Genomic DNA, 23,430 nt, shown 5'->3' on the forward strand with positions numbered 1-23,430 from the left:
GATAATTCGATCTTCAATTTCTTGATGATCTTTTCACCAAACTCAGATCGGTCAAAGATCCACCAACAGGCTATTTATCCACACTTACCTGCTATTCGTTTAGATGATTACAACAAAATCAACCCCAAAAATGCATTTTAACCCCTGTTTATTCATACAGACCTCGTCAGGATCTTATCAATACCTCCTCCACCTGTGGATAAGTTATGAATTGATCGTTCTTACACCGCCTCGGTGAAATCTTAAACAGTAGATTTGGTCGGAGTTTGATAAACTATATTTTTTGTAATGCCACCTTGTAACTATGAAACCAGAACCACAAACAGAAGCAGAGCTATTGGAACGAGCGCATGATATGGCAGGACTCAGTTTTGCTGAGTTGGCCGCCGAGGCGAATATGATTGTTCCTGAAAACTTAAAACGTGATAAAGGTTGGGTGGGTCAATTACTCGAATGGCACTTGGGCGCTCCAGCTGGCAGTAAACCTCAACAAGATTTCGCAAAACTAGGGATCGAGTTGAAAAGTATTCCGATCAGTTACTCTGGCAAACCTTTAGAAACAACCTTTGTTTCTGTGGCCCCCCTCACTGGTGTTCATGGTCTTACATGGGAAACAAGTCATGTTCGAAACAAGCTATCTCGTGTGCTTTGGGTACCCGTAGAAGGAGAACGAGAAATCCCACTCGCTGAAAGACGTGTGGGCAGTCCACTCATTTGGTCACCAGATGAAGAAGAAGAACGGATTTTGCGAAATGACTGGGAAGAGTTAATGGAGATGATCGTCTTGGGAAGATTTGATCAAATTTCCGCCAGACACGGAGAAGCGCTGCATCTTCGCCCTAAAGCCGCAAATGCAAAAGCGCTCACCGAAGCATATAACTCAAATGGTAAGCCGATGAAAACTCTGCCCCGAGGCTTTTACCTTAGAACACAGTTTACTGAACAGATCTTACTCAAGCACTACATTAACACTCAACCAGAATAAAACTATATCAGCTATTTAGTGCGTCACGAGCGATAACTCAATATCGCAGTACGAGGCTGCCTCTTCAGTGCCACATTCGTCATACGCATTACGCAGCCTTAAATACGCTTTATCGACCCCTAGCCTCAATAATTCTTCTTTTACTAAGTCTAGAGAGCCAAAATGTATCGGGTCTTCACCGTCTTTAATCGGCTCAAGTTGATGCTTGTACTCCACAGCTAAAAGATAGTCAGAGACATCAGAACACCCAATCACAAATACTTTGGGAGTTTTATAAGTATCTTTATGTGGACCATGTAGCCACATGTCCAATTGATGCTTCTGCATAACATACCTCCTTCACACGATTATTTAAGTGTAGTTAGGATAACTGTAGCTTTCGAGTTTGCTCTCCCTTTATACGTAAATCATTTGCGATTGCGGCTAAAAATCCCCTATATTGGAGTCACTTATTTAGTCGGTAACTCTTCAAGGACGTGATATGCAATACACAAAACTACCGCACTCATCACTTGAGATCAGTAAAATCTGCCTCGGCACTATGACGTTTGGCGAGCAAAACACAGAAAAGGACGCCTTTGAACAGCTCGACTTTGCCCTCGATCATGGGGTGAACTTCATCGATACCGCAGAGATGTACCCTGTACCGCCAAACTCGGAAACACAAGGGCTCACCGAGCAATACATCGGTAATTGGTTAGCAAAAAGCGGCAAAAGAGAGAAAGTAGTACTGGCAACAAAAGTGGCAGGCCCTCGCAATGTTCCTCACATTAGAGACAACATGAGCCTTAATCGTCGCCACATCCATACAGCAATTGATGACAGCCTTAATCGTCTACAAACCGATTATGTCGATTTGTACCAACTACATTGGCCGCAGCGTCAAACCAACTGCTTTGGTCAACTCAACTACCCATACCCTGACAAACAAGAAGAAGTCACGTTAATTGAAACGTTGGAAGCGCTTACTGAATTAGTGAATGCAGGTAAAGTGCGCTATATCGGCGTATCCAACGAGACGCCGTGGGGTGTGATGTCGCTATTGCGTTTGGCAGAAAAACACGATTTGCCAAGAATTGTCTCCATTCAAAACCCATATAACTTATTGAACCGCAGCTTCGAAGTTGGCTTGTCTGAAATCAGCCATTACGAAGGCGTTCAGTTACTTGCCTACTCTCCTTTGGCATTTGGCTGCCTGAGTGGTAAATACCTAAACGGGGCAAAACCTGAAGGCGCTCGATGCACTAAGTGGGAGCGTTTTGCGCGCTACTTCACTCCGCAAGGTGTTAAAGCGACCGAAGCTTACGTCAATTTAGCTCAAGAGCATGGTCTAAACCCTGCACAAATGGCGCTCGCGTTTGTCAATCAGCGTCCATTTGTTGCTTCTAACATTATCGGAGCAACAAACCTAGACCAATTAAAAGCCAATATCGACAGTATTGATTTGCAACTTAGCGACGAACTACTTACTGAAATTCAAGCAATAGGTACAACTTACTCGAATCCTTGCCCTTAACAGTACCACCTTCAAACGAAAACAGCTGATCTTCAAGATCAGCTGTTTATCCAATGAAGTCATACTTCATATAAAAAGTTAAGCGTGTTGAATGACTCGTTAGCAACTCAGTCAGCCCAACACGCTAACGATTACGTCATTATTCGCGACGTTAAGACTCGACGAAGGTGACGAACTCGACGTTCAACTTTTACTGCATCCGGAACATTGGCACGTGTAGAACGACCATCGCGATCTAAACCAATATCTCTCAATAGATGAACATTCGTCCATGGAATATCATGAGCAGTTCGGCGTATGGTGCGCTGCCATTGCTTTTCTTCGCGTTTAAGGTCTGCTTTCAATAGCAAAGTGGCCAATTGTAGGTAAATAGAGTGACGCATAATATTTTCTCCGATTATCGATGTATTCGACTGGGAAAAATAGTGCGTAAAATGAACAGAAATATTCTGTTGATACTAAGCCGCTACTTTTCCGCAGCCTAGTAATAAATATGATAGGTTACGGATTAATTTTTATCTTGTGAGCCAGTGGTATTGGTATCATCCGATTTAAGGGTTATCGGAGCGATAGGCATACGATCAGCGCAAGCAGTGGTGTTAACAACGTAATGTTTCATCTTGCGCCTCCTAGCTAAAAATTAATCCGTTTATGAAAGGTATAACTCATTGAGTTACGGTTAAATTGTAAGCTTTGATGGATATATATCAAACATTTTTTGCCTTTTTGATTAAAAACAAATCAATACACCGCAATTTAGTTTCATATACTTTTACGTATAACATATTCACCTGAGGAATATATAAATTTGCGGATTTTATAAATCAAACCAAACAAAAATAAAAAGAGCGGCTCTGTGGCCACTCTCTTTTATTGTATTTATTCGCCTATTTAACACAGGGAAAGGCCAACTACATGGCTTGTTCGGAAATCAAGTTATGTTTATTAAGTAGTCGATACATGGTTGCACGCGAAACTCCGAGCTCTTTCGCCGCATTTGAAACTTGACCAGAATGAGATTCCAAAACAACCAGCAACGCATCACGTTCACTCTTCTCTCGGATTGATTTCAAGCTGCGCTTTGAGTCATTACGTTGAGGTAAATCTAAGTGATGCTCTTCAATCATTACGCTGTCGGACATTAATACCGCTCGCTTCACTTGGTTCATCAGCTCACGCACATTTCCAGGCCAGAAATAACGTGTCAGTGCCTTGAATGCATCCTCAGAAAAGCTTTTTGCTTGCGAGTTGTACTCTTTTGAGAACTCTTGTAAGTAGAAACGAGCCAGCAATGCGATGTCACTCGCACGTTCTTTCAAGCTAGGGACATTGATGCGCAAAACGTTGATGTAATGGTAAAGCTCTTCATTGAAGTCACCGTCAATCAAAGCTTTTTCAACATCTGACGAGTTAGCAGCAAGAATACGCACGTTAACCGCTTTTACGCCATCTTTGGTATCAATGGTGCCTTCTTGCAAGAATCTCAGCAGATTCATTTGCTGCTCTTTTGAAATGGTAAGAATGTCGTTAAACAACACGGTGCCGCCATCTGCTTGTTCAAGCAGGCATGCTTCCATATCTTCATCGGCGTTAATACCAAATACTTCAGCTTGGAAACGTTGTTCATTGAGTGCGCGACAGTTAATTGCCATAAACGGTTTATGAGAGCGTGAAGAGACTTTATGGATGGCCCTAGCAACCGCCTCTTTACCAGTCCCACTTTCCCCAGAAATCAGAATGCTGACGTCTGTTGGACCGATGCGCTTCACTTGATCGCGTAAACGTTTCATCGGGATAGATTCACCGATCAGACCCATATCTAAACTGCTACCAAAACTAGGCCAAACTTTTTTCTCCAACTTAAGCATGCCAAGCTGGTGACCTATTGTGCTTAATAACTGTGCATCTGGGATCGGCGCTGTAAAAAAATCGATACAAAAGTTAACAATGAACTGGCATATGGTGTCAGTGCCAAGCTGAGATTCACGAATAAACGCTAACCAACGTACGTGTTTGTGAGAGCTGACTAAGTTCGCCAAACCATTCAAGCTGAACTCGTCATGGCTGAGATCAACAATACCGATACATGGACCAATATCTTCTAACAGCGTATTAGCTTTGCGTAAGTCACCTACTTGGTGACACTTCCAGCCCACTTGCTCCAGTACCGATAACCAAGGCTCATAAGTACCGCCAACTACCACAAGCGATCCCGGGATGGAATCCATCTTAAACTGCCCAGCCATTCTCTAACCCTTTTTCATTGTTAATAGAAATTTTGTGCCACAAACTTATCTTTGCGAGCGGGTAACATTATCGAGACTCCGCCCCCTCACGTCTGTCTCAGTATTAAGACTATGCAATAGATTGAGATTTGGCGAATGTTTATTTGCATATCCCATTAAAAGGCAAATGCAACAACTTGAATCAGCTTAACTAAAAGGCAAAAAAAAACCACCCGAAGGTGGTTTTTTACTCATCCTATCGAATTACGCTTGCGGGCGCATTGCAGGGAATAAGATCACGTCACGGATAGTGTGCGTGTTAGTCAGTAGCATAACCAAACGGTCGATACCGATACCTTGGCCTGCTGTTGGCGGTAGGCCGTGCTCTAGAGCAGTGATGTAGTCTGCATCGTAGAACATTGCTTCGTCGTCACCAGACTCTTTCGCTTCAACCTGTGCTTTAAAGCGTGCATCTTGGTCTTCAGCATCGTTAAGCTCTGAGAAACCGTTCGCTACTTCACGGCCACCGATAAAGAATTCAAAGCGGTCTGTAAAGAACGGGTTGTCATCGCTACGACGAGCTAGTGGAGAGATATCTGCTGGGTAGCCAGTGATGAACGTAGGCTGCATTAGCTTAGGTTCTGCTGTTTCACCAAAGATCTCTTCAAGAAGCTGACCACATGTCCAGAAAGGTTCTACTTCAACGTGAACAGATTTCGCGATAGAAACCATTAGATCACGGTTTTGTAGGTCTTCTTCTGTTAGCGCTTGGATTTGCGCGTGGTCTGGGTTGTAGTGCTTGATTGCTTCGAACATGCTCATACGAGTGTAAGTACCACCAAACTCAACCGTTTCATCACCGTAAGGCATTGACGTTGAACCTAGAACTTCTTGCGCCACTGAGCTTAGTAGTTCTTCAGTTAGGTCCATCAGATCTTTGTAGTCTGCGTACGCCATGTAGAATTCCATCATTGTGAATTCTGGGTTGTGACGTGGAGAAAGGCCTTCGTTACGGAAGTTACGGTTGATTTCGAATACGCGATCAAAACCACCAACAACTAGACGCTTCAGGTATAGCTCTGGCGCGATACGTAGGTACATTGGCATGTCTAGTGCGTTGTGATGCGTGATGAATGGACGCGCACTCGCACCGCCAGGGATAACGTGCATCATTGGCGTTTCAACTTCCATGAACTGCTTAGAGATCATGAAGTTGCGGATTGCAGACATTACTTTAGAACGTACTACAAACGCTTGACGAGAGTCTTCGTTAACGATCAGGTCAACGTAACGTTGGCGGTAACGCATCTCTTGGTCAGTTAGACCGTGGAACTTCTCTGGAAGTGGACGTAGTGCTTTGGTTAGCAACTCGTACTCTTCCATGTTCACGTATAGGTCACCTTTACCAGACTTATGAAGTGCACCTTTAACACCGATGATGTCACCGATATCTAGACCTTGGTATTTTTCTTTAAGTACTTTTTGAACCGCTTTGTCAGCGTAAGCTTGGATACGGCCAGAAGTTTCTTGAATTACCAAGAATGGACCACGTTTAGCCATGATACGGCCAGCGATTGCTACTACGTGGTTAAGCTCTTCTAGCTCTTCCTTCGTCTTTTCACCGAACTCTTTCTGAAGGTCGCCCGCTAGTGCGTCACGACGGAAGTCGTTTGGATGGCCGTTCGCTTTGCAGCTCTTTCGGATTGCATCCAGTTTAGCGCGGCGTTCAGCAATCAGCTTATTTTCTTCTAGTACAGTTTCGTTTTGAACAGCATCAGTCATTTTCGATGTATCCTGTTTTTGTCGGTGAAAAGCTTTATAGACCTGATTTCAGGCTAGCTTCAATAAATTTGTCCAGATCGCCATCAAGAACCGCTTGAGTATTACGGTTTTCAATGCCCGTACGGAGGTCCTTAATACGTGAGTCATCCAATACGTAAGAACGGATCTGGCTACCCCAGCCAATGTCAGACTTAGCGTCTTCATTAGCTTGTTTTTCCGCATTTTGCTTTTGCAATTCAAGCTCAAATAGCTTCGCTCGAAGCTGTTTCATTGCCTGATCTTTGTTCTTATGTTGAGAACGGTCATTCTGACACTGAACCACTGTGTTCGTAGGTACGTGCGTAATACGTACCGCAGATTCTGTGGTGTTTACGTGCTGACCACCTGCGCCTGACGCACGGTAAACGTCAATGCGTAGGTCGGAAGGATTAATGTCGATGTCGATGTTTTCATCAATCTCTGGATAGATGAACGCAGAAGCAAATGACGTATGGCGACGACCGCCTGAATCGAACGGAGATTTACGAACAAGACGATGAACGCCCGTTTCTGTACGTAACCAACCGTACGCATACTCACCAGAGATGCGAACTGTTGCCGACTTAAGACCCGCGACTTCACCTTCAGAGACTTCAATCACTTCAGCTTTGAAGCCCTTCGCTTCTGCCCAACGTAGGTACATACGCAGCAGCATGTTAGTCCAGTCTTGTGCTTCTGTACCACCAGAACCAGCTTGCAAATCGATGTAACAATCAGAGCTATCGTGGTCGCCAGAGAACATACGACGGAATTCAAGCTTTTCTAGCTTCTCTTCCAACTCAGCAAGTTCTGGTTCAATTTCGTCAAATGTTTCTTGATCTTCTTCTTCTACAGCCAGCTCAAGAAGACCTTCTACATCTTCCACACCTTGCTCTAGTTGATCAATGGTTTCAACAACCGCTTCTAGTGATGCACGCTCTTTACCCAGTGCTTGCGCACGCTCAGGTTCGTTCCATACATCTGGTTGTTCAAGTTCTGCGTTGACTTCTTCTAGACGCTCTTTCTTCGCGTCATAGTCAAAGATACCCCCTCAGGACATTTGTGCGCTGAGACACGTCCTGCAGACGGTTTTTAATTGGATTGATTTCAAACATGTTTACTCAACATTTTAGAATAGAATTTAACCGAGAAATTCTACTGAAAAATGTGACCGAGATACAGGAAAATTTCGGATGAGAAATCAGATTGCGGTGAGAGAGAGCACGGTCATAAAATTTTACGCCCACTTAGGGGCAACCGTACTCTATAAGAAAGGTTAATCTAGGTATTACTTAGCTTCGATATGGTCGATCATCAATTGCAATGATTGATTACCACGAAATTCATTCACATCCAGCTTATACGCGAGACGTACTGTTTTAACCGATGCATCTGGCCATCGACGTAGATCAACATTGAATGCAATGCCGTCGATCATCACATTGGTAGGGTGACCTTTATAAAGCGGCTCTAACATCAATTTAAGATGCTTCTCACCCACCAGCTTTTGATGCAGTACTTTAAACTCACCATCAAAGATTGGTTCAGGGAAGGCTTGTCCAAAAGGGCCACCCGATCGCAGCAGTTCAGCAACATGCATAGAGAACTCTTCCGGCTTAAGTTCACCATCTGACATGATCACGCCTTTTAGCGCCGCTTCATCGAGTTCCTTTTTTACCACTTCATCAAACAAACGACTGAAACGCTCAAAATCCTGCTCTTTAATCGTTAAGCCTGCTGCCATGGCGTGTCCACCAAACTTGATGATCAAACCCGGGTTTTGCGTGTCGATGAAATCCAACGCATCGCGCATGTGTAGCCCCGGAATAGAACGACACGAGCCTTTAATCGTCCCTTCTCCGCCATCAGCAAATGCAATGACTGGACGGTGAAACTTCTCTTTAATGCGCGAAGCCAAAATACCAATCACACCTTGATGCCAATCACGTTGGAATAAGGCTAGGCCATAAGGAAGCTCATTGCCTTCACCAAACTGAAGGCGCTCACAGAAAGCCATCGCTTCTTGCTTCATGCCTTCTTCAATCTCTTTACGAGTCTGGTTCAAGCCATCCAATTCACTTGCCATGCGACGAGCTGCGTGGATGTTGTTACACATCAGCAGTTCAACACCGAAAGACATGTCATCAAGACGACCTGCAGCATTAATACGTGGACCTAAAGCAAAGCCAAAATCGGACGCAACTAAACGACGCGCATCGCGCTTCGCGACCTCAATTAACGCTTGGATGCCGGGACGCGCTTTGCCCGCACGAATACGTTGCAAACCTTGGTGTACAAGAATGCGGTTGTTTTCATCCAATGGAACGACGTCGGCGACGGTACCCAGTGCAACAAGGTCAATCAGTTCCATCAACTTGGGCTCTTGCATCCCCTGTTCTGCAAACCAATTGTGTTTTCGCATATGAACGCATAGTGCCATCATGAGATAAAACGCGACCCCCACACCCGCAAGCGCTTTAGATGGAAAGCTACAGCTCTCAAGGTTTGGGTTCACCATTGCATCCACATCAGGCAACACTTGTCCTGGTAAGTGGTGATCGGTAACGAGCACGGTAATGCCATTTTCTTTTGCGTAACGCACACCTTCGATTGATGAGACGCCGTTATCCACCGTCATGATCATCTCAGCGCCAAGCTCTAACGCTTGGTCAACGACTTCTGGGCTTAACCCATAACCGTCTTCAAAACGATTTGGCACTAGGTAATCCACATTGTGACTACCAAGCATACGCAGCGCGAGTACTGATAATGCTGAGCTTGTCGCACCATCAGCGTCAAAATCACCGACAACGATGATGCGTTTTTGTTCTTTTATCGCCTGAAACAAAAGATCGACAGCTTGCTCAATCCCCCCGAGTTTTTGATATGAATGCAACCCACGGGCCGACGTTTCTAATTGTGAAAGATCCGTTATCCCACGGTTGATGTAGATACGTTTAAGAATCGGAGGAATGGAATCAGGAAGAAGGGAAAGATCAGGTTCAGGACGTCGTTGAATTTCTATCATGCTTAAAAGAGCCGACAACTTTGCCGGCTCTGCTCCTAATGGATTATAGTTGCTTTAAACGTTTCAATAGCTCTGCAGGTGGTAGGTAGCCACCAACCATTTCGCCATTCGGTAAGAAGATTGCTGGCGTACCAGAAATACCCAATTGGCGACCTAGATTGTAATGCGCCTGGATGGTTTCTTTACACTGTTTTAAGTCTTTCGCAGGGTTATCAAATGTACGATTCACTTTCGCGTTGTGCATTGCCGACGCCGGATCTTCAGCACACCAAATCGTTGCCATTTGCTCTGCCACAGGGCCAGTTGCACCTTGGCGAGGGTAAGCCATGTAACGCACTGTGATACCTAGATCATTATAGCCTTGCATTTGGCTATGCAGACGCACACAGTAACCACAGGTGATATCAGTGAATACGGTCACAACGTACTTTTCATCGTCGGCTTTGTATTCGATCATGCTATCGGAGAACTGCGCAATTTTCTCGGCGTTAAGCGGCGCTTGACGCTCTGCTATGACATCTTTGTAACTGCCATCATCATTAATGGCATAAAGCGTACCGGCGATAAAGTGGCTACCATCATTTGAAGCAAACAGGATCCCGCCATTGGTTTGAATTTCCAATAAGCCAGCGACGTCTGATGGTTGAATATCAACGATAGATAAACCAAGCTTTGAGAACTTAGTTTTTAATGCTGCTTCATCAAAGCCGCTTTGTGCAGCTGGCGCTACTTGTTGCGCAGGAGTCTCCGTTTGAGCCTGACTTTCTTCTGCACCACAAGCGGTAACAAAAAATGGTAAAGTCAGCAGAGTTAGTCGGCGTAATACGCTCATGAAATTCACCTTAATGTAAAATCGTTTTTCCAAGAAGACATGGATGAATCTAACCATTGTTACGCTCTTGGGTGGTGTTGACTGTGGATCTGCTTCAATCGTTCAGTCGCCACGTGAGTATAAATTTGCGTGGTCGATAAGTCACTATGTCCTAAAAGCATCTGTACGACCCTGAGATCTGCGCCATAGTTCAATAAATGCGTGGCAAAGGCATGACGCAGTACGTGCGGCGACAGCTGATCAGTATCAATCCCTGCTATCAAAGCATAGTATTTAATACGGTGCCAAAACGTCTGACGAGTCATCTGTCTTGCGCGTTTACTAGGAAAAACAATATCAGATGATGTATCACCAAGTAACGCAGGGCGCCCTTGTTGAATGAACGTCTCGATCCAATCGACCGCGTTTTCCCCCATAGGAACCAGGCGTTCTTTACCACCTTTACCAGTCACGCGCACCACCCCTTGGCGCAAGCTAACATTTTCCATGGTCAAACTGACGAGCTCTGTCACACGCAACCCTGTCGCGTAGAGTAGCTCTAGCATCGCTTTATCGCGCAATTCTATAGGGTCATTCGGGTCTGGCGCTTCGAGCAACGCGTCCACTTGCTCTTCACTAATATCTTTGGGTAAACGTTGTGGCAGTTTAGGACTAACCAAAAGCGCACTCGGGTCATCAGCACGCACCTTCTCACGATGCAGGTATTGAAATAAACGGCGAATCGCCGACAACATACGCGCACGAGACGTCTGTTTGTAATCTAAATCTACAAGGTGGCTTTGATATTCTTGCAAGCCAGACAAACTGATAAAATCAAGACGGTATCGATGTTTTTCCATCCACACGAGCAGCTTCATTAAATCGTTTCGGTAGGAAGCCAACGTGTTCTCTGATAGGCCACGCTCCATCCACATCGCATCTAAGAATTGCTCAACAAGCGAAAAATCTTGTTGATTGACAGGCTGTTGTGCCGTCATGAATGCTTCCTTATCTGTTTATATTTACAGTATTTAGATTAAAGCACCTGCCAATCCAATACCATAAAAAATCATCCCACATAGGATATTCGCTGCAATCTTCCTCAATTTATGGTTAGAATCTTCCACAACAGCAACACAAATAACGACGAATATAATGAAAATCGGACTCTTTTACGGCTCAACGACCTGCTACACCGAAATGGCAGCAGAGAAAATTCGTACCCTTATTGGTGAAGACCTTGTCGACATTCACAATGTGAAAGAGACACCGTTATCACTAATGGCGGACTACGACTTATTACTCCTTGGCATCTCAACTTGGGATTTTGGTGAAATTCAAGAAGATTGGAACGCGATTTGGCAAGACATCGCGACCACACCACTGAAAGGCAAAGTTGTAGCGCTGTTTGGTCTGGGTGACCAAGAAGGTTACGGAGAGTGGTATTTAGATGCGATGGGCTTACTTCACGATGAATTGCAAGCCACAGGCGCAACCTTTATCGGTTACTGGCCAAATGAAGGCTACGAATTTGAAGCATCGAAAGCATTGATCGAAGATGGCAGCAAGTTTGTTGGACTTGCGTTAGATGAAGACTCACAGTACGAACTGAGTGATGAACGCATCGAAAAATGGTGTGAACAAGTTCTTGTGGAATTCCACGACACGCTTTAATAGCGCAAACACGTAATCATTAAAAAGTAAAAAGCCCGATGAAGTAATTCATCGGGCTTTTTATTATCTTGATAACGCGAAGTGATTACGCGGTTTCTTGTGCTAGCTCTGGGCGAGGTTTCGCGATGAAGAACATGCACACGATAGCCGCAAATGTTGGAAGCACCCAACCCATGCCGACTTCGAATAGTGGCAACATGTTAAACGCAGAAACATCAATACCCGATACTTTTGCCGCATCAACCAACGCAAACAGCAGAGATACAAGCAGTACTGCACGGTAAGCAAAGCGTGGATTCGGCAGTTTGCTGCGCACAAATGTTAGTGCAACCAACGCAATCGCCACAGGGTACAGCGCAAACAATACTGGCACTGACAGAGAAATCAGCTGCGCAAGACCAACGTTTGCAACCAATGCACAAACAGAACCATTAATCAGTACCCATTGCTTGTATGACAGTGGTGTTTTCGAGCTGAAGAAATCTGAACACGCAGAAATCAAGCCAATCGCGGTTGTCAGACACGCTAGCAATACGATGACAGACAGAACGATTTGACCGTATGGACCAAACAACGCTTGAACGTATTGGCTAAGCACTAGGCCACCATTATCAGCACCAGCAGCAACCGTTGCACTCGTCGCACCTAAGTAAAATAGTGAGATGTAAACAAACGCAAGACCAGCAGCAGCAATACAACCTGCATAGATCAGATATTTAGTAGTTGCAGAGCGCTCAGTAATGCCTTTACCGCGCAGTGCATCAACCATCAGCATACCAAACATCAATGACGCGAACGTATCCATTGTGTTGTAGCCTTCTAAGAAGCCTTTGGTCAGAGGCTGCGTTAGGTATTCACCGTGCGCGCCTATCATATCGCCCTGAGGATCAAGGAAGACAGCGACAGCAAGAATGATCAAACCAACAAACAATGCTGGTGTCAGTACTTTACCGATAAGATCGATCAAACGGCCTTGGAACCATGAGAACATCATCGCTGTGATAAAAAAGATCACTGAGAACGCTGTCAGATGCGTTTGTGATGCCTCAAGGAAGAAAGGTTTCACCGCCATCTCGTAAGCCACTAGGCCAGTACGAGGCGCTGCAAACGCAGGACCAATGATGATGAAAATCAGTGCAGCCATAAGAACTGCCGCTTTTTTCGGAAGATCTTGCGTCAAGTGATCCCAAGAACCACCAGCAACAGCAATAGCAACGATAGTAATAAGAGGTAGACCTACCGCTGTTAGCAAGAAACCAAACATAGCTGGCATTAAGTTTTCACCCGCTAACTGACCCGCTAGAGGTGGAAAGATAATATTGCCCGCACCTAAAAAGAACGCAAATAGCATAAAGCCTACTGCGATAATATCTGTTAGTTTTAACGTCTGCTTCACAGATAACCCTTGTCTTTTAATTAATGAATGTTGTGTATGCTTAGACCACTTTTTGTATACCTAAAGTCAATAAGTACACGTGGTTCAATCTATAAAATTTTCGCCGCATAATGACGAAAGACTCATCATTTGGCAACCTTTAAGAAAAAAACACCATATTAATTTAGTTTTCAAACTTAAAAGCAGTGGATATAACCAGATCCAAATGACAGACCAGTTCTTTATCTCGATCAATTAACAATACAATTTAATAACCAACAAAACAACAATCTATACAATTAATAAACAATAGAGCAATCCACTTAATTATTGAGCAAATATAAAACAATCATGAAGAACAAAAAACTGAAAACTAAAGGCTTCAATTTTAAGCAATTTTGTATTGAGGGCGGCGAGAGTGGTATGCCAGTCAGCACAGATGGGGTAATGCTTGGTGCTTGGATTCAAAGCCCTAACGACGCTAAAATTCTCGATATTGGCACTGGCACTGGCCTGCTTGCCCTGATGTGTGCTCAACGCTTTACAGAAGCTCAAATAACCGCGGTCGATATCGAATTAACAGCCGTTGCTGCCGCGCAAAAAAATATGGCCCAGTCTCCTTGGTCAGATCGTGTAAGTGTGCATCACACCGACATACTGCACTTTACGCCGACACATCCATTCCAACGCATCATTTGTAACCCGCCCTACTTCAACAGCGGCGAGCAATCGAAACACAGTCAACGTGCAACCGCGAGGCACACTGATACGCTAGGCCATAACGCATTGCTACAGCGTTGCTATCATTTGCTTGATGACGAAGGGAGAGCTAGTTTTGTGTTGCCAATCACCGAAGGCGAGCAGTTCATTGAGCTAGCATTAAACCAAGGTTGGTATCTATCGCGGATCTGTCGTGTGCAACCATCAGAAAAGAAACCAGTACACCGACTGTTATTTGAACTGTCAAAACGACCTTGCGATTTGCAGACGTCACATTTAATTATCCGTTCAAATGACGGCTATAGTGATGATTTCATACAGTTAACTCGCGAGTTTTATCTTAAGATGTGAAATAACATGTGATCCTTATCACCAATCACTTTATAATGTGCGACCTTTTTGTATTCTATGCTGTTGTGGCGAACCATTAACCAAGCTTTGCTTGTGGAGAACTCATTGTGATCAGAACCTTTGCTGAACTTGATCTAGACCAAAACCTACTTGAAGCCATTGAAGAGATGGGTTACGAACGCCCAACAAAAATTCAGGCAGAAGCGATTCCACAAGCGTTGGACGGTCGTGACATTCTAGCGTCAGCGCCAACAGGAACTGGTAAAACGGCCGCCTTCGTCCTGCCAGCATTGCAATACTTGCAAGACTTCCCTCGTCGTAAGCCTGGGCCTGCGCGTATTTTGATCCTAACGCCTACTCGCGAACTGGCGATGCAAATTGCCGATCAAGCACGTGCTTTGGCAAAAAATACCAAACTCAACATTTTCACCATCACTGGTGGTGTTCAGTACCAAGAGCACGCCGACATCCTTGCAACAACGCAAGACATTGTGGTTGCGACACCTGGCCGTTTAAAAGAATACATTGATGCAGAACGTTTTGATTGTCGTGCAATCGAATGGTTAATCCTTGATGAAGCAGACCGTATGCTAGATATGGGTTTTGCTCCTACTGTCGATCGCCTATCGAACGAATGTCGCTGGCGTAAGCAAACCCTTCTGTTCTCAGCAACGTTAGAAGGGAAAGGCGTAGAAGGCTTTACCGCAGATCTGTTGAATGACCCAGCAGAGATTGATGCAAAATCGCCGCTGCGTGAGCGTAAGAAAATTGCTCAGTGGTACCACCGAGCTGATGATGCAGAACACAAACTGGAATTACTAAAACACATTATTACTCAGCAGGCTGAACGCACCATCGTCTTTTTAAAGACTCGTGAGCGTTTGGCTGAGCTACGAGCGCAGCTTGAAAGCGCACAGATTCCATGTTCTTGGATTCAAGGTGAAATGCCTCAAGATCGTCGTAATAATGCGATTTCTCGCTTCCGCGATGGTACTGTGAACGTGCTGCTCGCGACGGACGTTGCTGCGCGCGGTATCGATCTTCCGGATGTATCACACGTTATCAACTACGATATGCCACGCACGGCTGATGTTTACCTTCATCGTATCGGCCGAACTGCTCGCGCAGGTAAGAAAGGTAACGCTATCTCAATCGTAGAAGCACACGACCAACCAATGATGGATCGCGTTGCACGTTACGTGAAAGAAGACATCAAAGAGCGTTTCGTGAAAGAGATGCGTCCTAAACACAAAAAGCCCGTGTTTAAGAAGAAAAAGAAAAAAGACGACAAGAAAAAAGTAGCGAAAAAGAAAACCGCTAAGAAGAAGTAATCTTGTTGGGGCCAAGTAGCTCAAGCTAGAAAATAACAAAGGGTTGGCAATGCCAACCCTTTTTTCGTTTGTGCTGAAAGAGATTAACGTCGATTACGTCTCAATCAGCTTTATTTTTGCTCTTCGCGTTTAAATACTAACTCTGTTGGCGTCGATTCATCTTCCACAAAGTAGTAACCCGCCGTATCAAACTTAGTCAGGTCTGCCACGCTCTCAACACGGTTTTCAATGATGTAACGCGCCATCATACCGCGCGCTTTCTTCGCGTAAAAACTGATGACCTTGTATTGACCATTCTTACAATCTTTGAATACTGGCGTGATCACTTGCGCATCTAAATTCTTTGGCTTAACCGCTTTAAAGTATTCATTTGATGCAAGGTTGATAAGGACATTATCACCTTGAGCAGAAATCGCTTCGTTAAGCTTGTCCGTAATAACATTGCCCCAAAACTGGTACAAGTTCGTACCTTTGTCGTTTGCAAGCTTGGTACCCATTTCAAGACGGTATGGCTGCATCAAATCAAGTGGTTTTAGTAAACCATAAAGACCCGATAGCATACGCAGATGATCTTGAGCATATTCGAAGTCCGCTTCAGATAAACTTTCGGCGTCTAGCCCTGTGTAAACGTCACCTTTAAATGCAAGAATAGCTTGTCGAGAGTTTTCCGTGGTAAACGTTTCACTCCACTCTTGGAATCGGCCCACATTTAAATCGGCAATCTTGTCGCTCACTTTCATTAAAGAGGCAACATCAGCAGGAGTCAGTTTGCGGCAAACATCGATAAGCTCTTTTGAGTATTCGACCAACTCAGGTTGAGTAAATTTTTCTGTCGCTAACGGAGACTCGTAATCAAGAGTCTTCGCTGGAGAAACTACGATAAGCATGACTTTCCCTTCTCTAATTTTGTTTTTAATAGGGTACAAAAAAAGCCATGCATTGTCTGCATGGCTTTTTACATCGTACTAATAGCTTTCAACTATGAGTGATAGCTCACTTAGTCTTTTTTATCGTTGTACCAAATGCCTTCTTCAAGCTGAGATTTCAGCTCTGGGAAATCATTCGCATCAAATGTTGGCACTTTGCCTTCACCAAGCTGGCGATTGTAATCTTTGGCCAGTTTAATCACGATGCCAGATAGCAAGATGATCGCCACCAAGTTGACTATCGCCATCAGACCCATAGAGACGTCAGCAAGCGACCATACGACTGGTAACGAAGCTAGTGCACCAAACATCACCATACCAAGAACAATAACGCGGAAAATGCTTAAGCCCGCTTTATGATTGTGCTCTAGGAAGATTAAGTTCGTTTCAGCATACGAGTAGTTTGCAATGATTGAAGTAAACGCAAAGAAGAAGATTGCCACAGCAACAAAGATGCCGCCCCAATCGCCAACTTGTGAGCTCAATGCACGCTGAGTTAGCTCGATACCCGTCACTTCTGTTGCTTGACCGACATACTCACCAGACATCAGGATGATAGCCACTGTTGCAGAACAGATAACGATCGTATCCATGAACACGCCTAGCATCTGTACGTAACCTTGAGACGCTGGGTGTGGTGGGTAAGGTGTTGCTGAAGCTGCCGCGTTAGGTGCAGAACCCATACCTGCTTCATTCGAGAATAGACCGCGCTTGATACCGTTAATCATTGCCTGTGCAATTGCGTAGCCAAGACCACCTGCTGCTGCTTCTTGCAGACCAAATGCACTCTTAAAGATAAGCATCAATACATCAGGTAATTTCTCTAGGTTAGAGAACATGATGAACAGCGCTAGGGCTAGATAAAGTAGTGCCATGATCGGAACGATCATCTCAGCAACTCTTGCGATACGCTTGATGCCACCGAAAATAACAATTGCAGACAGTAAAACAACGGCAATACCGACATACAGGTTATTCCAACCAAATGCGTTGCTCATTGCATTGGCAATTGAGTTAGCTTGTACGGCGTTGAATACCAAACCAAAAGCGATGATTAGGAAAACTGAGAACAACACGCCCATCCAACGCATGCCCAGGCCTTTTTCCATGTAGTAGGCAGGGCCACCACGGTAGTTGCCATCATCATCTTTGGTTTTGTATAGCTGCGCCAGTGTGCTCTCAGCAAACGATGTTGCCATACCAAGCATTGCAATCAGCCACATCCAGAAGATCGCACCAGGACCACCCGCAGTCAATGCAACTGCAACGCCCGCCATGTTACCTGTACCAACACGTGCAGCAAGACTAGTACAAAGCGCTTGGAAAGAGGAAATACCAGCTTTGTCTGCTTTACGGCTGTTCTTAAGAACAGAGAACATGTGGCCGAAATGGCGGAACTGAATGAACCCTAATCGAACGGTGAAGTAAATACCAACACCAACAAGAAGATAAACCAGAATCGAACCCCAGAGGAGATCGTTCATCAAATTGATTAAGTCTGTCATGTGTACCTCAAAGTGAGTTGCGCCAGTCTATGCATCCTAGCCATCCACCAAATTGCCTGCTAAGTGTCAAAGTGTGCTTAGCTTTTTAAGTAATGTTTATGGGCAATCTAGAATCGTAAACGTCGCTTCATGCATCCATTTTACGTACCAGCGTATTTTTTGACGGGCGGATAATGCAACCTAGGAGCGCAAAAATCAATATGCAACAATAAGAATAACATTGTTATTTTTCACTATAAAGTCACCAAAAAATAACATAAATAGAAGACTTAACACTCAAACTGCGCAACATTTCAATTACCAAACACCAACATAAATAATTATTCTTCATTAAATGGAATGGCAAACCGTATAAACAAGAACAAGCTAGTATTCACAAGGTGTTACATAAATTTACGCTAGTGACTTACCATCTAATTGAACACTATTTCATCAAACTGATTTTATGCAACTTTAACCTTTGCGCAGTGCACCCATTCATCAAATCGAATTAACATAGAAAATTTCTCTATTTAATCGTTTTCTTGAGATCGTTTGTGCATTTTTTATCCACATCGTTGTAATAAAAAGTGTGATTTTGAGAATATTTTTGCACGAAAATGTCATGCTACCGACACAAATGCGAAATATATCATGGTTATTCTCACGGCTATTGTGGTACTTAAAAAACTCCACAAGGACTGGTTACAACAGTTTAGCTTAAGAAAGGTAAAGGTGGCTTATGGAAGGCTTTCAACTAGATGACATTTTTAATCTGGATACTACCTCAACAACCAAATCTCGTGCCAAACCAGTAAAGCGAAAGTGGCGTGAAATAGAAGAGATGAACGACAGACGCAATTTGCTTAAAGAGCTGCGCGAACTTGATGTCTGTACCGATTATAACTTGGAAGACATTAAACTCTAATTCAAACAAAAGGCACCTTACAGGTGCCTTTTGTTTTTTGTTTACAGTGACCGTAAACACCGTGAGTTTAGTACCAAGGTTTAAGTATGAATACCATTATTACTCAATGAGAATCTTCCGTACTTTTTGCCGAAAAATATGCACACGAAATTTTCGGTTGATTCCCAATAAATAAGAAATATATCTCACAAACCCGAGATACGACTTTCGCTCGCTCAGGTTTCATCATTCAGGCTTAAACATACTCAGTATCACTTTGACGAACACGTTCGGCCAACTGTTTATAACGATCAGCAATCGTGTCACCAAACACAGGATCATCCTCACTGACGCTCCATAAGCTCTCGACATGCTGTCAATCTTCTGTGGTAAATAACTCTTCAATGAGAGGCAAAATTTTTCGCTCTTCTAGCTCCAAGTGGTGCCTTTGCGATTCGATGAAATCTTCTAGGTGAGCGACAAACATGTCTTGTGGCACAACAGCATCCTGAAGGATCATCTCTATCACGGATGAAAACTCTCTGGTTTTACTCGCTAACTCTAGATGCTCTTTCTCTAAATTTTCCATGGTTTGTTGCTTACCATAGTGTTCAAGAAAGTGGTGATAGAGGATATCTTCTTTCGGGTGGTGTACTTTCTCCGAATGATTAGAGAGGTAATCAACAATCTCGCTTACTAACGCATAGTTGATTACACGTTCTTTTTTTATCTCATTGAGCTTATGGCGCAGTATCGCCAACAGACGAACCATATAACCATGTTCGCGTCGAATTCTTTCGATCATCATAGCGTCTCTCCTTAACACCTACTTTTAGTAAGTGTACATGAGAAATTTACTATCAGCCTCGAGCGTGCTCAAAAAAACAGCGATCATAGCATCCATGATCGCTGTCTCTTCATTTATACCGTTAATGGCAAATGCCAGTTAATTGGTGCTTTTTCTTGTGATGTAAGCAACTGGTTTGCTTGAGAGAAATGCTTACAACCGAAAAAGCCTCGATGTGCCGATAACGGCGATGGATGCGGTGCTGCCAAGACATGGTGTTTATTGCGATCGATAAAGCGCCCTTTCTTCTGCGCGTGTGACCCCCACAGCAAGAACACTACACCTTCTTGATGCTGATTAATGGCTTCAATAACTCGATCAGTAAACGTTTCCCAACCTGTCTTTGAATGTGAATGCGCTTTACCTTGCTCCACCGTTAATACCGTATTGAGTAACAATACGCCTTGCTCAGCCCAGCTTTGCAAAAAACCATGCTGAGGGATTTGGAAACCTTCAATATCTTGCGCCAGTTCTTTATACATATTAACCAGTGACGGTGGCGTTTTAATGCCAGGAAGTACAGAGAAACACAGGCCATGCGCCTGATTTGGGCCGTGGTATGGGTCTTGTCCTAGAATCACGACCTTAACGTCTTTGAACTCGGTAAAACGAAACGCGTTAAAGACATCTTTTGCGGGAGGAAAAATAGCTTTGCCTGCGGCGCGTTCGGCTTCAACAAAATTCAAGGTGTCTACAAAGTAGCTCTGCTTTTTCTCTTCGCCGATCACATCGTGCCAAGTGGGTGACTGATTCATGGAAAGTTCCTGTCCTAAATTTTGCTTCTATTCTAACGAGCGAAACTCAAACAAACAAAAACTTACCACGAACTTGAGACAAGTAATAAAAGACTAATGCTTCTGTGGCGTTCGAAAGTGCCCCTGTCCGGTAATGTGACGATTAGGCATCGGTAAGCGAAGCACGCGACGAGTATAAGCATAAGGAGTAAAAGAGAGTGGTCGAGACATGTTGGCATCCTTCTTTGCTAATTCAGAGATTGATGTTCAATGACTAAGAAAGAAAGGTGCCAACTTTGTGGTTACGCCATTAACTGTCAATGGCCGCTAAATGGAATTGACGCAACGTGTTGATCTCTTGCTGCCAAATATCTGGATCAATTGTTTCTAAAATCAGAGGGATACCATCAAAACGAGGGTCTTTCGCGATGTACTCAAAGCAATCCCACCCGATCTCTCCTTTACCAAGAGAATGGTGGCGATCTACTTTGCTGGCAAACTCTACTTTTGAATCATTTAGATGCATTGCTCTTAAATAGTGCATACCTACGATACGGTCGAACTCTGCAAAGGTGCGCTCGCAATCTTCTTTTGTACGTAAGTCATAACCAGCCGTAAAGGTATGGCAGGTATCAATACAAACGCCGACACGATCTTTATCTTCCACTTGCTCGATGATTTCAGCTAGGTGCTCAAACTTCCAGCCTAAGTTAATGCCTTGACCTGCCGTATTCTCGATAACAGCGATCACATTCGGCACCGCTTTATGCGCAAGATTGATCGACTCGGCGATCGTCGCGAGACACTCCTGTTCAGAGACTTTCTTTAGGTGACTACCCGGATGGAAGTTAAGCAAAGTCAGCCCCAACTGATTACAACGCTCCATTTCATCAATAAATGCCGCGCGGGATTTATTCAGCTTTTCTTCTTCCGGCGCACCCAAGTTAATCAGATAAGAATCATGGGGAAGAATATGTTCTGCTCCGAAACCCAGCATTTTACAGTTCGCTTTAAACGCACTGATGGTTTTTGCTTCTAAAGGCTTCGCCACCCACTGGCGTTGGTTTTTTGTAAATAGTGCGAATGCATTCGCGCCAATTTCACGAGCTCTCAACGGAGCTTGATCGACCCCACCAGCAGCAGAGACATGTGCACCAATGAGTTTATTCCCAAGCTTGTTTTTCATGTTTGTCATTTAATCACTTTAGACTTTCAGTATTGCTACCTAAATACAGATAGTTGCGTTAACCAGTTTAAACTTTAATCTCAATTTGTAGTAAATTTACAACAAAACCAGTTATTAAATATTTTTTATATTATCAAATAAATTGTAATTGGTTTGTTTTCAAAGGTTTTATTGATTTAACTCAATAAAATCACCTTAATAAAAATAATGTTTTTGGTTGTTTTTTGACTTAAATCAATATTAAAATAGTGGATATTAGCTATATAATACTCAGCTCAACGAAAATTCGAAAATTAACACCAATAATCACCACGTAAGTGGTCTAGGAGATAGTGATGATCCAAGGTATCCAAATTACAAAAGCGGCAAACGACGACCTACTAAACTCTATCTGGCTATTAGATAGCGAAAAAAATGAAGCTCGTTGTGTTGCTGCAACTGCTGGCTACGAAGCAGACCAAGTTATCGCAATCAGCGACCTAGGTGAATACGAAAGCCGTGAAGTTGCAATCGAAACTGCTCCTCGTATCGAAGGCGGCCAACACCTAAACGTGAACGTGCTTAAACGCGAAACACTAGAAGATGCAGTTGCACACCCAGAGAAATACCCACAACTAACTATTCGTGTTTCTGGTTACGCAGTACGTTTTAACTCGCTAACTCCAGAGCAACAACGGGATGTAATCGCTCGTACTTTTACTGAGACTCTATAATCTCTCAGTAAACTAGCTCGCTAGAATTTAAAAAGCTTGGTCAGCAATGACCAAGCTTTTTTGTTTCAGAATCCTTCTAAACCCTTTCTATAATGGAAAGCAACTCGCCTCTAAGGTGCATTTCTTTGCGAAGGATCTTTCTGAAACGCTTGCGCTAAAGAGGTTGGATCAAGCCTATCTCTTTGCAGTGACGCCCCTTCTGCCCACCAAATCAATTGATGCATAGTGCGATTCATATAGTTGTCCCACTGCGTCTGCTCCGACTCATCCTCAGCAACGCCCTGTTCATCAAACACTTCTTGCGCTTTCGGAATGTGGATCATCGCAGAGACAGGTAGACATCCAAGTTCAGATAAGAAGGTACGCATAGAAACGGCAGCTCTAACACCACCCCATTGTCCGGCAGAATAGGTCACGATAGCACTCGGCTTGTAAGAAAACAGCGAACTGCCGAAATGGTTAAGTATGTTCGCCAAAGCAGGACTCATCGAATGGTTATATTCCGGGCTAACCATCACATACCCATCGGCCTGTTTGATTTTGTCTGCCAGCTCACTTAGGTGCTGCGGAACTTTAGAGCGGTGATAAGCAAACTCGGGCTTAAACACATCGCCAAAGTCTTAATTCAAAGGGTCGATGATTTCGACCGTATGTTGCGAATGTTGACTCGCGATGAGTTTTTCACACGCTTTACTGACTCGCATTCCTAAACGGGCTGGTCGTGGTGGCGTGCTGTTTCTCACTGAGCCAAGAAAAATCAAAAAATGCATGCTTCTCTTTCCATCTCATTTAGTTAAGTTCGTTTCTCAATCATAAA

The 23,430-nt window shown here is 43.9% G+C and carries 20 protein-coding genes and 2 pseudogenes; 7 read left to right on the forward strand and 15 right to left on the reverse strand.

Annotated features, from left to right (window positions below):
* Positions 1-304: 304 nt before the first annotated feature.
* Positions 305-985 carry a DNA mismatch repair endonuclease MutH gene (gene mutH / locus R7Z49_RS06870; protein ID WP_017821501.1) on the forward strand — a complete coding sequence of 227 codons (681 nt, stop codon included), beginning with the start codon at positions 305-307 and terminating at the stop codon, positions 983-985.
* A gap of 15 nt (positions 986-1,000) precedes the next feature.
* Here the strand turns inward: mutH and R7Z49_RS06875 are convergent, their stop codons facing one another.
* Positions 1,001-1,312 carry a DUF6482 family protein gene (locus R7Z49_RS06875; RefSeq protein ID WP_005381772.1) on the reverse strand — a complete coding sequence of 104 codons (312 nt, stop codon included), beginning with the start codon at positions 1,310-1,312 and terminating at the stop codon, positions 1,001-1,003.
* A 154-nt stretch (positions 1,313-1,466) separates the two neighbouring features.
* On the opposite strand from R7Z49_RS06875, the gene R7Z49_RS06880 reads away from it, so the two are divergent.
* Positions 1,467-2,501, forward strand: coding sequence for an NADP(H)-dependent aldo-keto reductase (locus R7Z49_RS06880; protein WP_005381774.1), 1,035 nt, complete (start codon positions 1,467-1,469; stop codon positions 2,499-2,501).
* Positions 2,502-2,632: 131 nt separating this feature from the next.
* Here the strand turns inward: R7Z49_RS06880 and R7Z49_RS06885 are convergent, their stop codons facing one another.
* From R7Z49_RS06885 to xerD, 7 genes are all read right to left on the reverse strand, one after another.
* Complete coding sequence (locus R7Z49_RS06885) at positions 2,633-2,884, reverse strand: hypothetical protein (protein WP_005381776.1); 252 nt, start codon at positions 2,882-2,884, stop codon at positions 2,633-2,635.
* Between the two features lie 528 nt (positions 2,885-3,412).
* Positions 3,413-4,747 carry a cyclic-di-GMP-binding transcriptional regulator VpsR gene (vpsR, locus tag R7Z49_RS06890; RefSeq protein ID WP_017635067.1) on the reverse strand — a complete coding sequence of 445 codons (1,335 nt, stop codon included), beginning with the start codon at positions 4,745-4,747 and terminating at the stop codon, positions 3,413-3,415.
* Between the two features lie 243 nt (positions 4,748-4,990).
* Positions 4,991-6,508: a lysine--tRNA ligase gene (lysS, locus tag R7Z49_RS06895; protein WP_005382861.1), complete on the reverse strand. Its 1,518-nt coding sequence runs from the start codon at positions 6,506-6,508 to the stop codon at positions 4,991-4,993.
* A 34-nt stretch (positions 6,509-6,542) separates the two neighbouring features.
* A protein-coding gene (gene prfB / locus R7Z49_RS06900) for a peptide chain release factor 2 (RefSeq protein ID WP_100068604.1) occupies positions 6,543-7,641 on the reverse strand; the annotation gives its coding sequence in 2 pieces (ribosomal slippage) (positions 6,543-7,565 and positions 7,567-7,641; 1,098 coding nt in all).
* Positions 7,642-7,814: 173 nt separating this feature from the next.
* Positions 7,815-9,554, reverse strand: coding sequence for a single-stranded-DNA-specific exonuclease RecJ (recJ, locus tag R7Z49_RS06905; RefSeq protein WP_186584461.1), 1,740 nt, complete (start codon positions 9,552-9,554; stop codon positions 7,815-7,817).
* A gap of 43 nt (positions 9,555-9,597) precedes the next feature.
* A complete protein-coding gene (dsbC, locus tag R7Z49_RS06910) occupies positions 9,598-10,386 on the reverse strand; it encodes a bifunctional protein-disulfide isomerase/oxidoreductase DsbC (protein WP_005381786.1) in 789 nt (262 codons plus the stop codon).
* A gap of 59 nt (positions 10,387-10,445) precedes the next feature.
* Positions 10,446-11,363 (reverse strand): site-specific tyrosine recombinase XerD, encoded by a 918-nt coding sequence (gene xerD, locus R7Z49_RS06915; protein WP_005381788.1) that lies wholly within the window; start codon positions 11,361-11,363, stop codon positions 10,446-10,448.
* A gap of 157 nt (positions 11,364-11,520) precedes the next feature.
* Here xerD and fldB point away from each other — a divergent pair, with 157 nt between their 5' ends.
* Complete coding sequence (gene fldB / locus R7Z49_RS06920) at positions 11,521-12,039, forward strand: flavodoxin FldB (RefSeq protein ID WP_005381790.1); 519 nt, start codon at positions 11,521-11,523, stop codon at positions 12,037-12,039.
* 85 nt (positions 12,040-12,124) lie between these two features.
* On the opposite strand, the gene brnQ is transcribed toward fldB, so the two are convergent.
* The gene (gene brnQ / locus R7Z49_RS06925) at positions 12,125-13,435 is read right to left on the reverse strand and encodes a branched-chain amino acid transport system II carrier protein (RefSeq protein ID WP_104975863.1); all 1,311 of its coding nucleotides are present in this window, start codon (positions 13,433-13,435) and stop codon (positions 12,125-12,127) included.
* 330 nt (positions 13,436-13,765) lie between these two features.
* Here brnQ and R7Z49_RS06930 point away from each other — a divergent pair, with 330 nt between their 5' ends.
* Positions 13,766-14,485 carry a tRNA1(Val) (adenine(37)-N6)-methyltransferase gene (locus R7Z49_RS06930; protein ID WP_053306891.1) on the forward strand — a complete coding sequence of 240 codons (720 nt, stop codon included), beginning with the start codon at positions 13,766-13,768 and terminating at the stop codon, positions 14,483-14,485.
* A 107-nt stretch (positions 14,486-14,592) separates the two neighbouring features.
* Positions 14,593-15,816 carry an ATP-dependent RNA helicase SrmB gene (gene srmB / locus R7Z49_RS06935; RefSeq protein ID WP_005381797.1) on the forward strand — a complete coding sequence of 408 codons (1,224 nt, stop codon included), beginning with the start codon at positions 14,593-14,595 and terminating at the stop codon, positions 15,814-15,816.
* A gap of 110 nt (positions 15,817-15,926) precedes the next feature.
* On the opposite strand, the gene yaaA is transcribed toward srmB, so the two are convergent.
* Both yaaA and R7Z49_RS06945 read right to left on the reverse strand, forming a co-directional pair.
* Entirely contained in the window at positions 15,927-16,703 is a 777-nt protein-coding gene (gene yaaA, locus R7Z49_RS06940) for a peroxide stress protein YaaA (RefSeq protein ID WP_005382848.1), read from the reverse strand.
* A gap of 110 nt (positions 16,704-16,813) precedes the next feature.
* Positions 16,814-18,247, reverse strand: coding sequence for an alanine/glycine:cation symporter family protein (locus tag R7Z49_RS06945; protein WP_005381800.1), 1,434 nt, complete (start codon positions 18,245-18,247; stop codon positions 16,814-16,816).
* Between the two features lie 721 nt (positions 18,248-18,968).
* Here R7Z49_RS06945 and R7Z49_RS06950 point away from each other — a divergent pair.
* Positions 18,969-19,154 (forward strand): DUF3545 family protein, encoded by a 186-nt coding sequence (locus tag R7Z49_RS06950; protein WP_005381805.1) that lies wholly within the window; start codon positions 18,969-18,971, stop codon positions 19,152-19,154.
* A 235-nt stretch (positions 19,155-19,389) separates the two neighbouring features.
* Here the strand turns inward: R7Z49_RS06950 and R7Z49_RS06955 are convergent.
* The 3 genes and pseudogenes from R7Z49_RS06955 to nfo all read right to left on the reverse strand — a co-directional run bounded on the left by R7Z49_RS06955 (position 19,390) and on the right by nfo (position 21,909).
* A pseudogene (locus R7Z49_RS06955) lies at positions 19,390-19,941 on the reverse strand (hemerythrin domain-containing protein).
* Between the two features lie 113 nt (positions 19,942-20,054).
* Entirely contained in the window at positions 20,055-20,735 is a 681-nt protein-coding gene (gene ung / locus R7Z49_RS06960; RefSeq protein WP_005382846.1) for a uracil-DNA glycosylase, read from the reverse strand.
* A gap of 289 nt (positions 20,736-21,024) precedes the next feature.
* Positions 21,025-21,909 (reverse strand): deoxyribonuclease IV, encoded by an 885-nt coding sequence (nfo, locus tag R7Z49_RS06965; RefSeq protein WP_318111483.1) that lies wholly within the window; start codon positions 21,907-21,909, stop codon positions 21,025-21,027.
* Between the two features lie 326 nt (positions 21,910-22,235).
* Between nfo and grcA the strand changes: the two genes are divergently transcribed.
* Positions 22,236-22,613: an autonomous glycyl radical cofactor GrcA gene (grcA, locus tag R7Z49_RS06970; protein ID WP_005381814.1), complete on the forward strand. Its 378-nt coding sequence runs from the start codon at positions 22,236-22,238 to the stop codon at positions 22,611-22,613.
* 110 nt (positions 22,614-22,723) lie between these two features.
* Here grcA and R7Z49_RS06975 read toward each other — a convergent pair.
* A pseudogene (locus R7Z49_RS06975) lies at positions 22,724-23,383 on the reverse strand (NADPH-dependent FMN reductase).
* Positions 23,384-23,430: the final 47 nt, after the last annotated feature.

Origin of the sequence: Vibrio sp. 1562, from assembly GCF_033340155.1 — a bacterium.
Classification (GTDB): domain Bacteria; phylum Pseudomonadota; class Gammaproteobacteria; order Enterobacterales; family Vibrionaceae; genus Vibrio; species Vibrio alginolyticus.

Coding starts and splice junctions, on each gene's coding strand:
- lysS (WP_005382861.1), bottom strand. CDS start 6,508: ATGACTGATGCTGTTCAAAACGAAACTGTACTAGAAGAAAATAAGCTG.
- R7Z49_RS06885 (WP_005381776.1), bottom strand. CDS start 2,884: ATGCGTCACTCTATTTACCTACAATTGGCCACTTTGCTATTGAAAGCA.
- yaaA (WP_005382848.1), bottom strand. CDS start 16,703: ATGCTTATCGTAGTTTCTCCAGCGAAGACTCTTGATTACGAGTCTCCG.
- dsbC (WP_005381786.1), bottom strand. CDS start 10,386: ATGAGCGTATTACGCCGACTAACTCTGCTGACTTTACCATTTTTTGTT.
- xerD (WP_005381788.1), bottom strand. CDS start 11,363: ATGACGGCACAACAGCCTGTCAATCAACAAGATTTTTCGCTTGTTGAG.
- mutH (WP_017821501.1), top strand. CDS start 305: ATGAAACCAGAACCACAAACAGAAGCAGAGCTATTGGAACGAGCGCAT.
- R7Z49_RS06930 (WP_053306891.1), top strand. CDS start 13,766: ATGAAGAACAAAAAACTGAAAACTAAAGGCTTCAATTTTAAGCAATTT.
- ung (WP_005382846.1), bottom strand. CDS start 20,735: ATGAATCAGTCACCCACTTGGCACGATGTGATCGGCGAAGAGAAAAAG.
- R7Z49_RS06945 (WP_005381800.1), bottom strand. CDS start 18,247: ATGACAGACTTAATCAATTTGATGAACGATCTCCTCTGGGGTTCGATT.
- recJ (WP_186584461.1), bottom strand. CDS start 9,554: ATGATAGAAATTCAACGACGTCCTGAACCTGATCTTTCCCTTCTTCCT.
- R7Z49_RS06875 (WP_005381772.1), bottom strand. CDS start 1,312: ATGCAGAAGCATCAATTGGACATGTGGCTACATGGTCCACATAAAGAT.
- grcA (WP_005381814.1), top strand. CDS start 22,236: ATGATCCAAGGTATCCAAATTACAAAAGCGGCAAACGACGACCTACTA.
- vpsR (WP_017635067.1), bottom strand. CDS start 4,747: ATGGCTGGGCAGTTTAAGATGGATTCCATCCCGGGATCGCTTGTGGTA.
- fldB (WP_005381790.1), top strand. CDS start 11,521: ATGAAAATCGGACTCTTTTACGGCTCAACGACCTGCTACACCGAAATG.
- nfo (WP_318111483.1), bottom strand. CDS start 21,909: ATGACAAACATGAAAAACAAGCTTGGGAATAAACTCATTGGTGCACAT.
- R7Z49_RS06950 (WP_005381805.1), top strand. CDS start 18,969: ATGGAAGGCTTTCAACTAGATGACATTTTTAATCTGGATACTACCTCA.
- R7Z49_RS06880 (WP_005381774.1), top strand. CDS start 1,467: ATGCAATACACAAAACTACCGCACTCATCACTTGAGATCAGTAAAATC.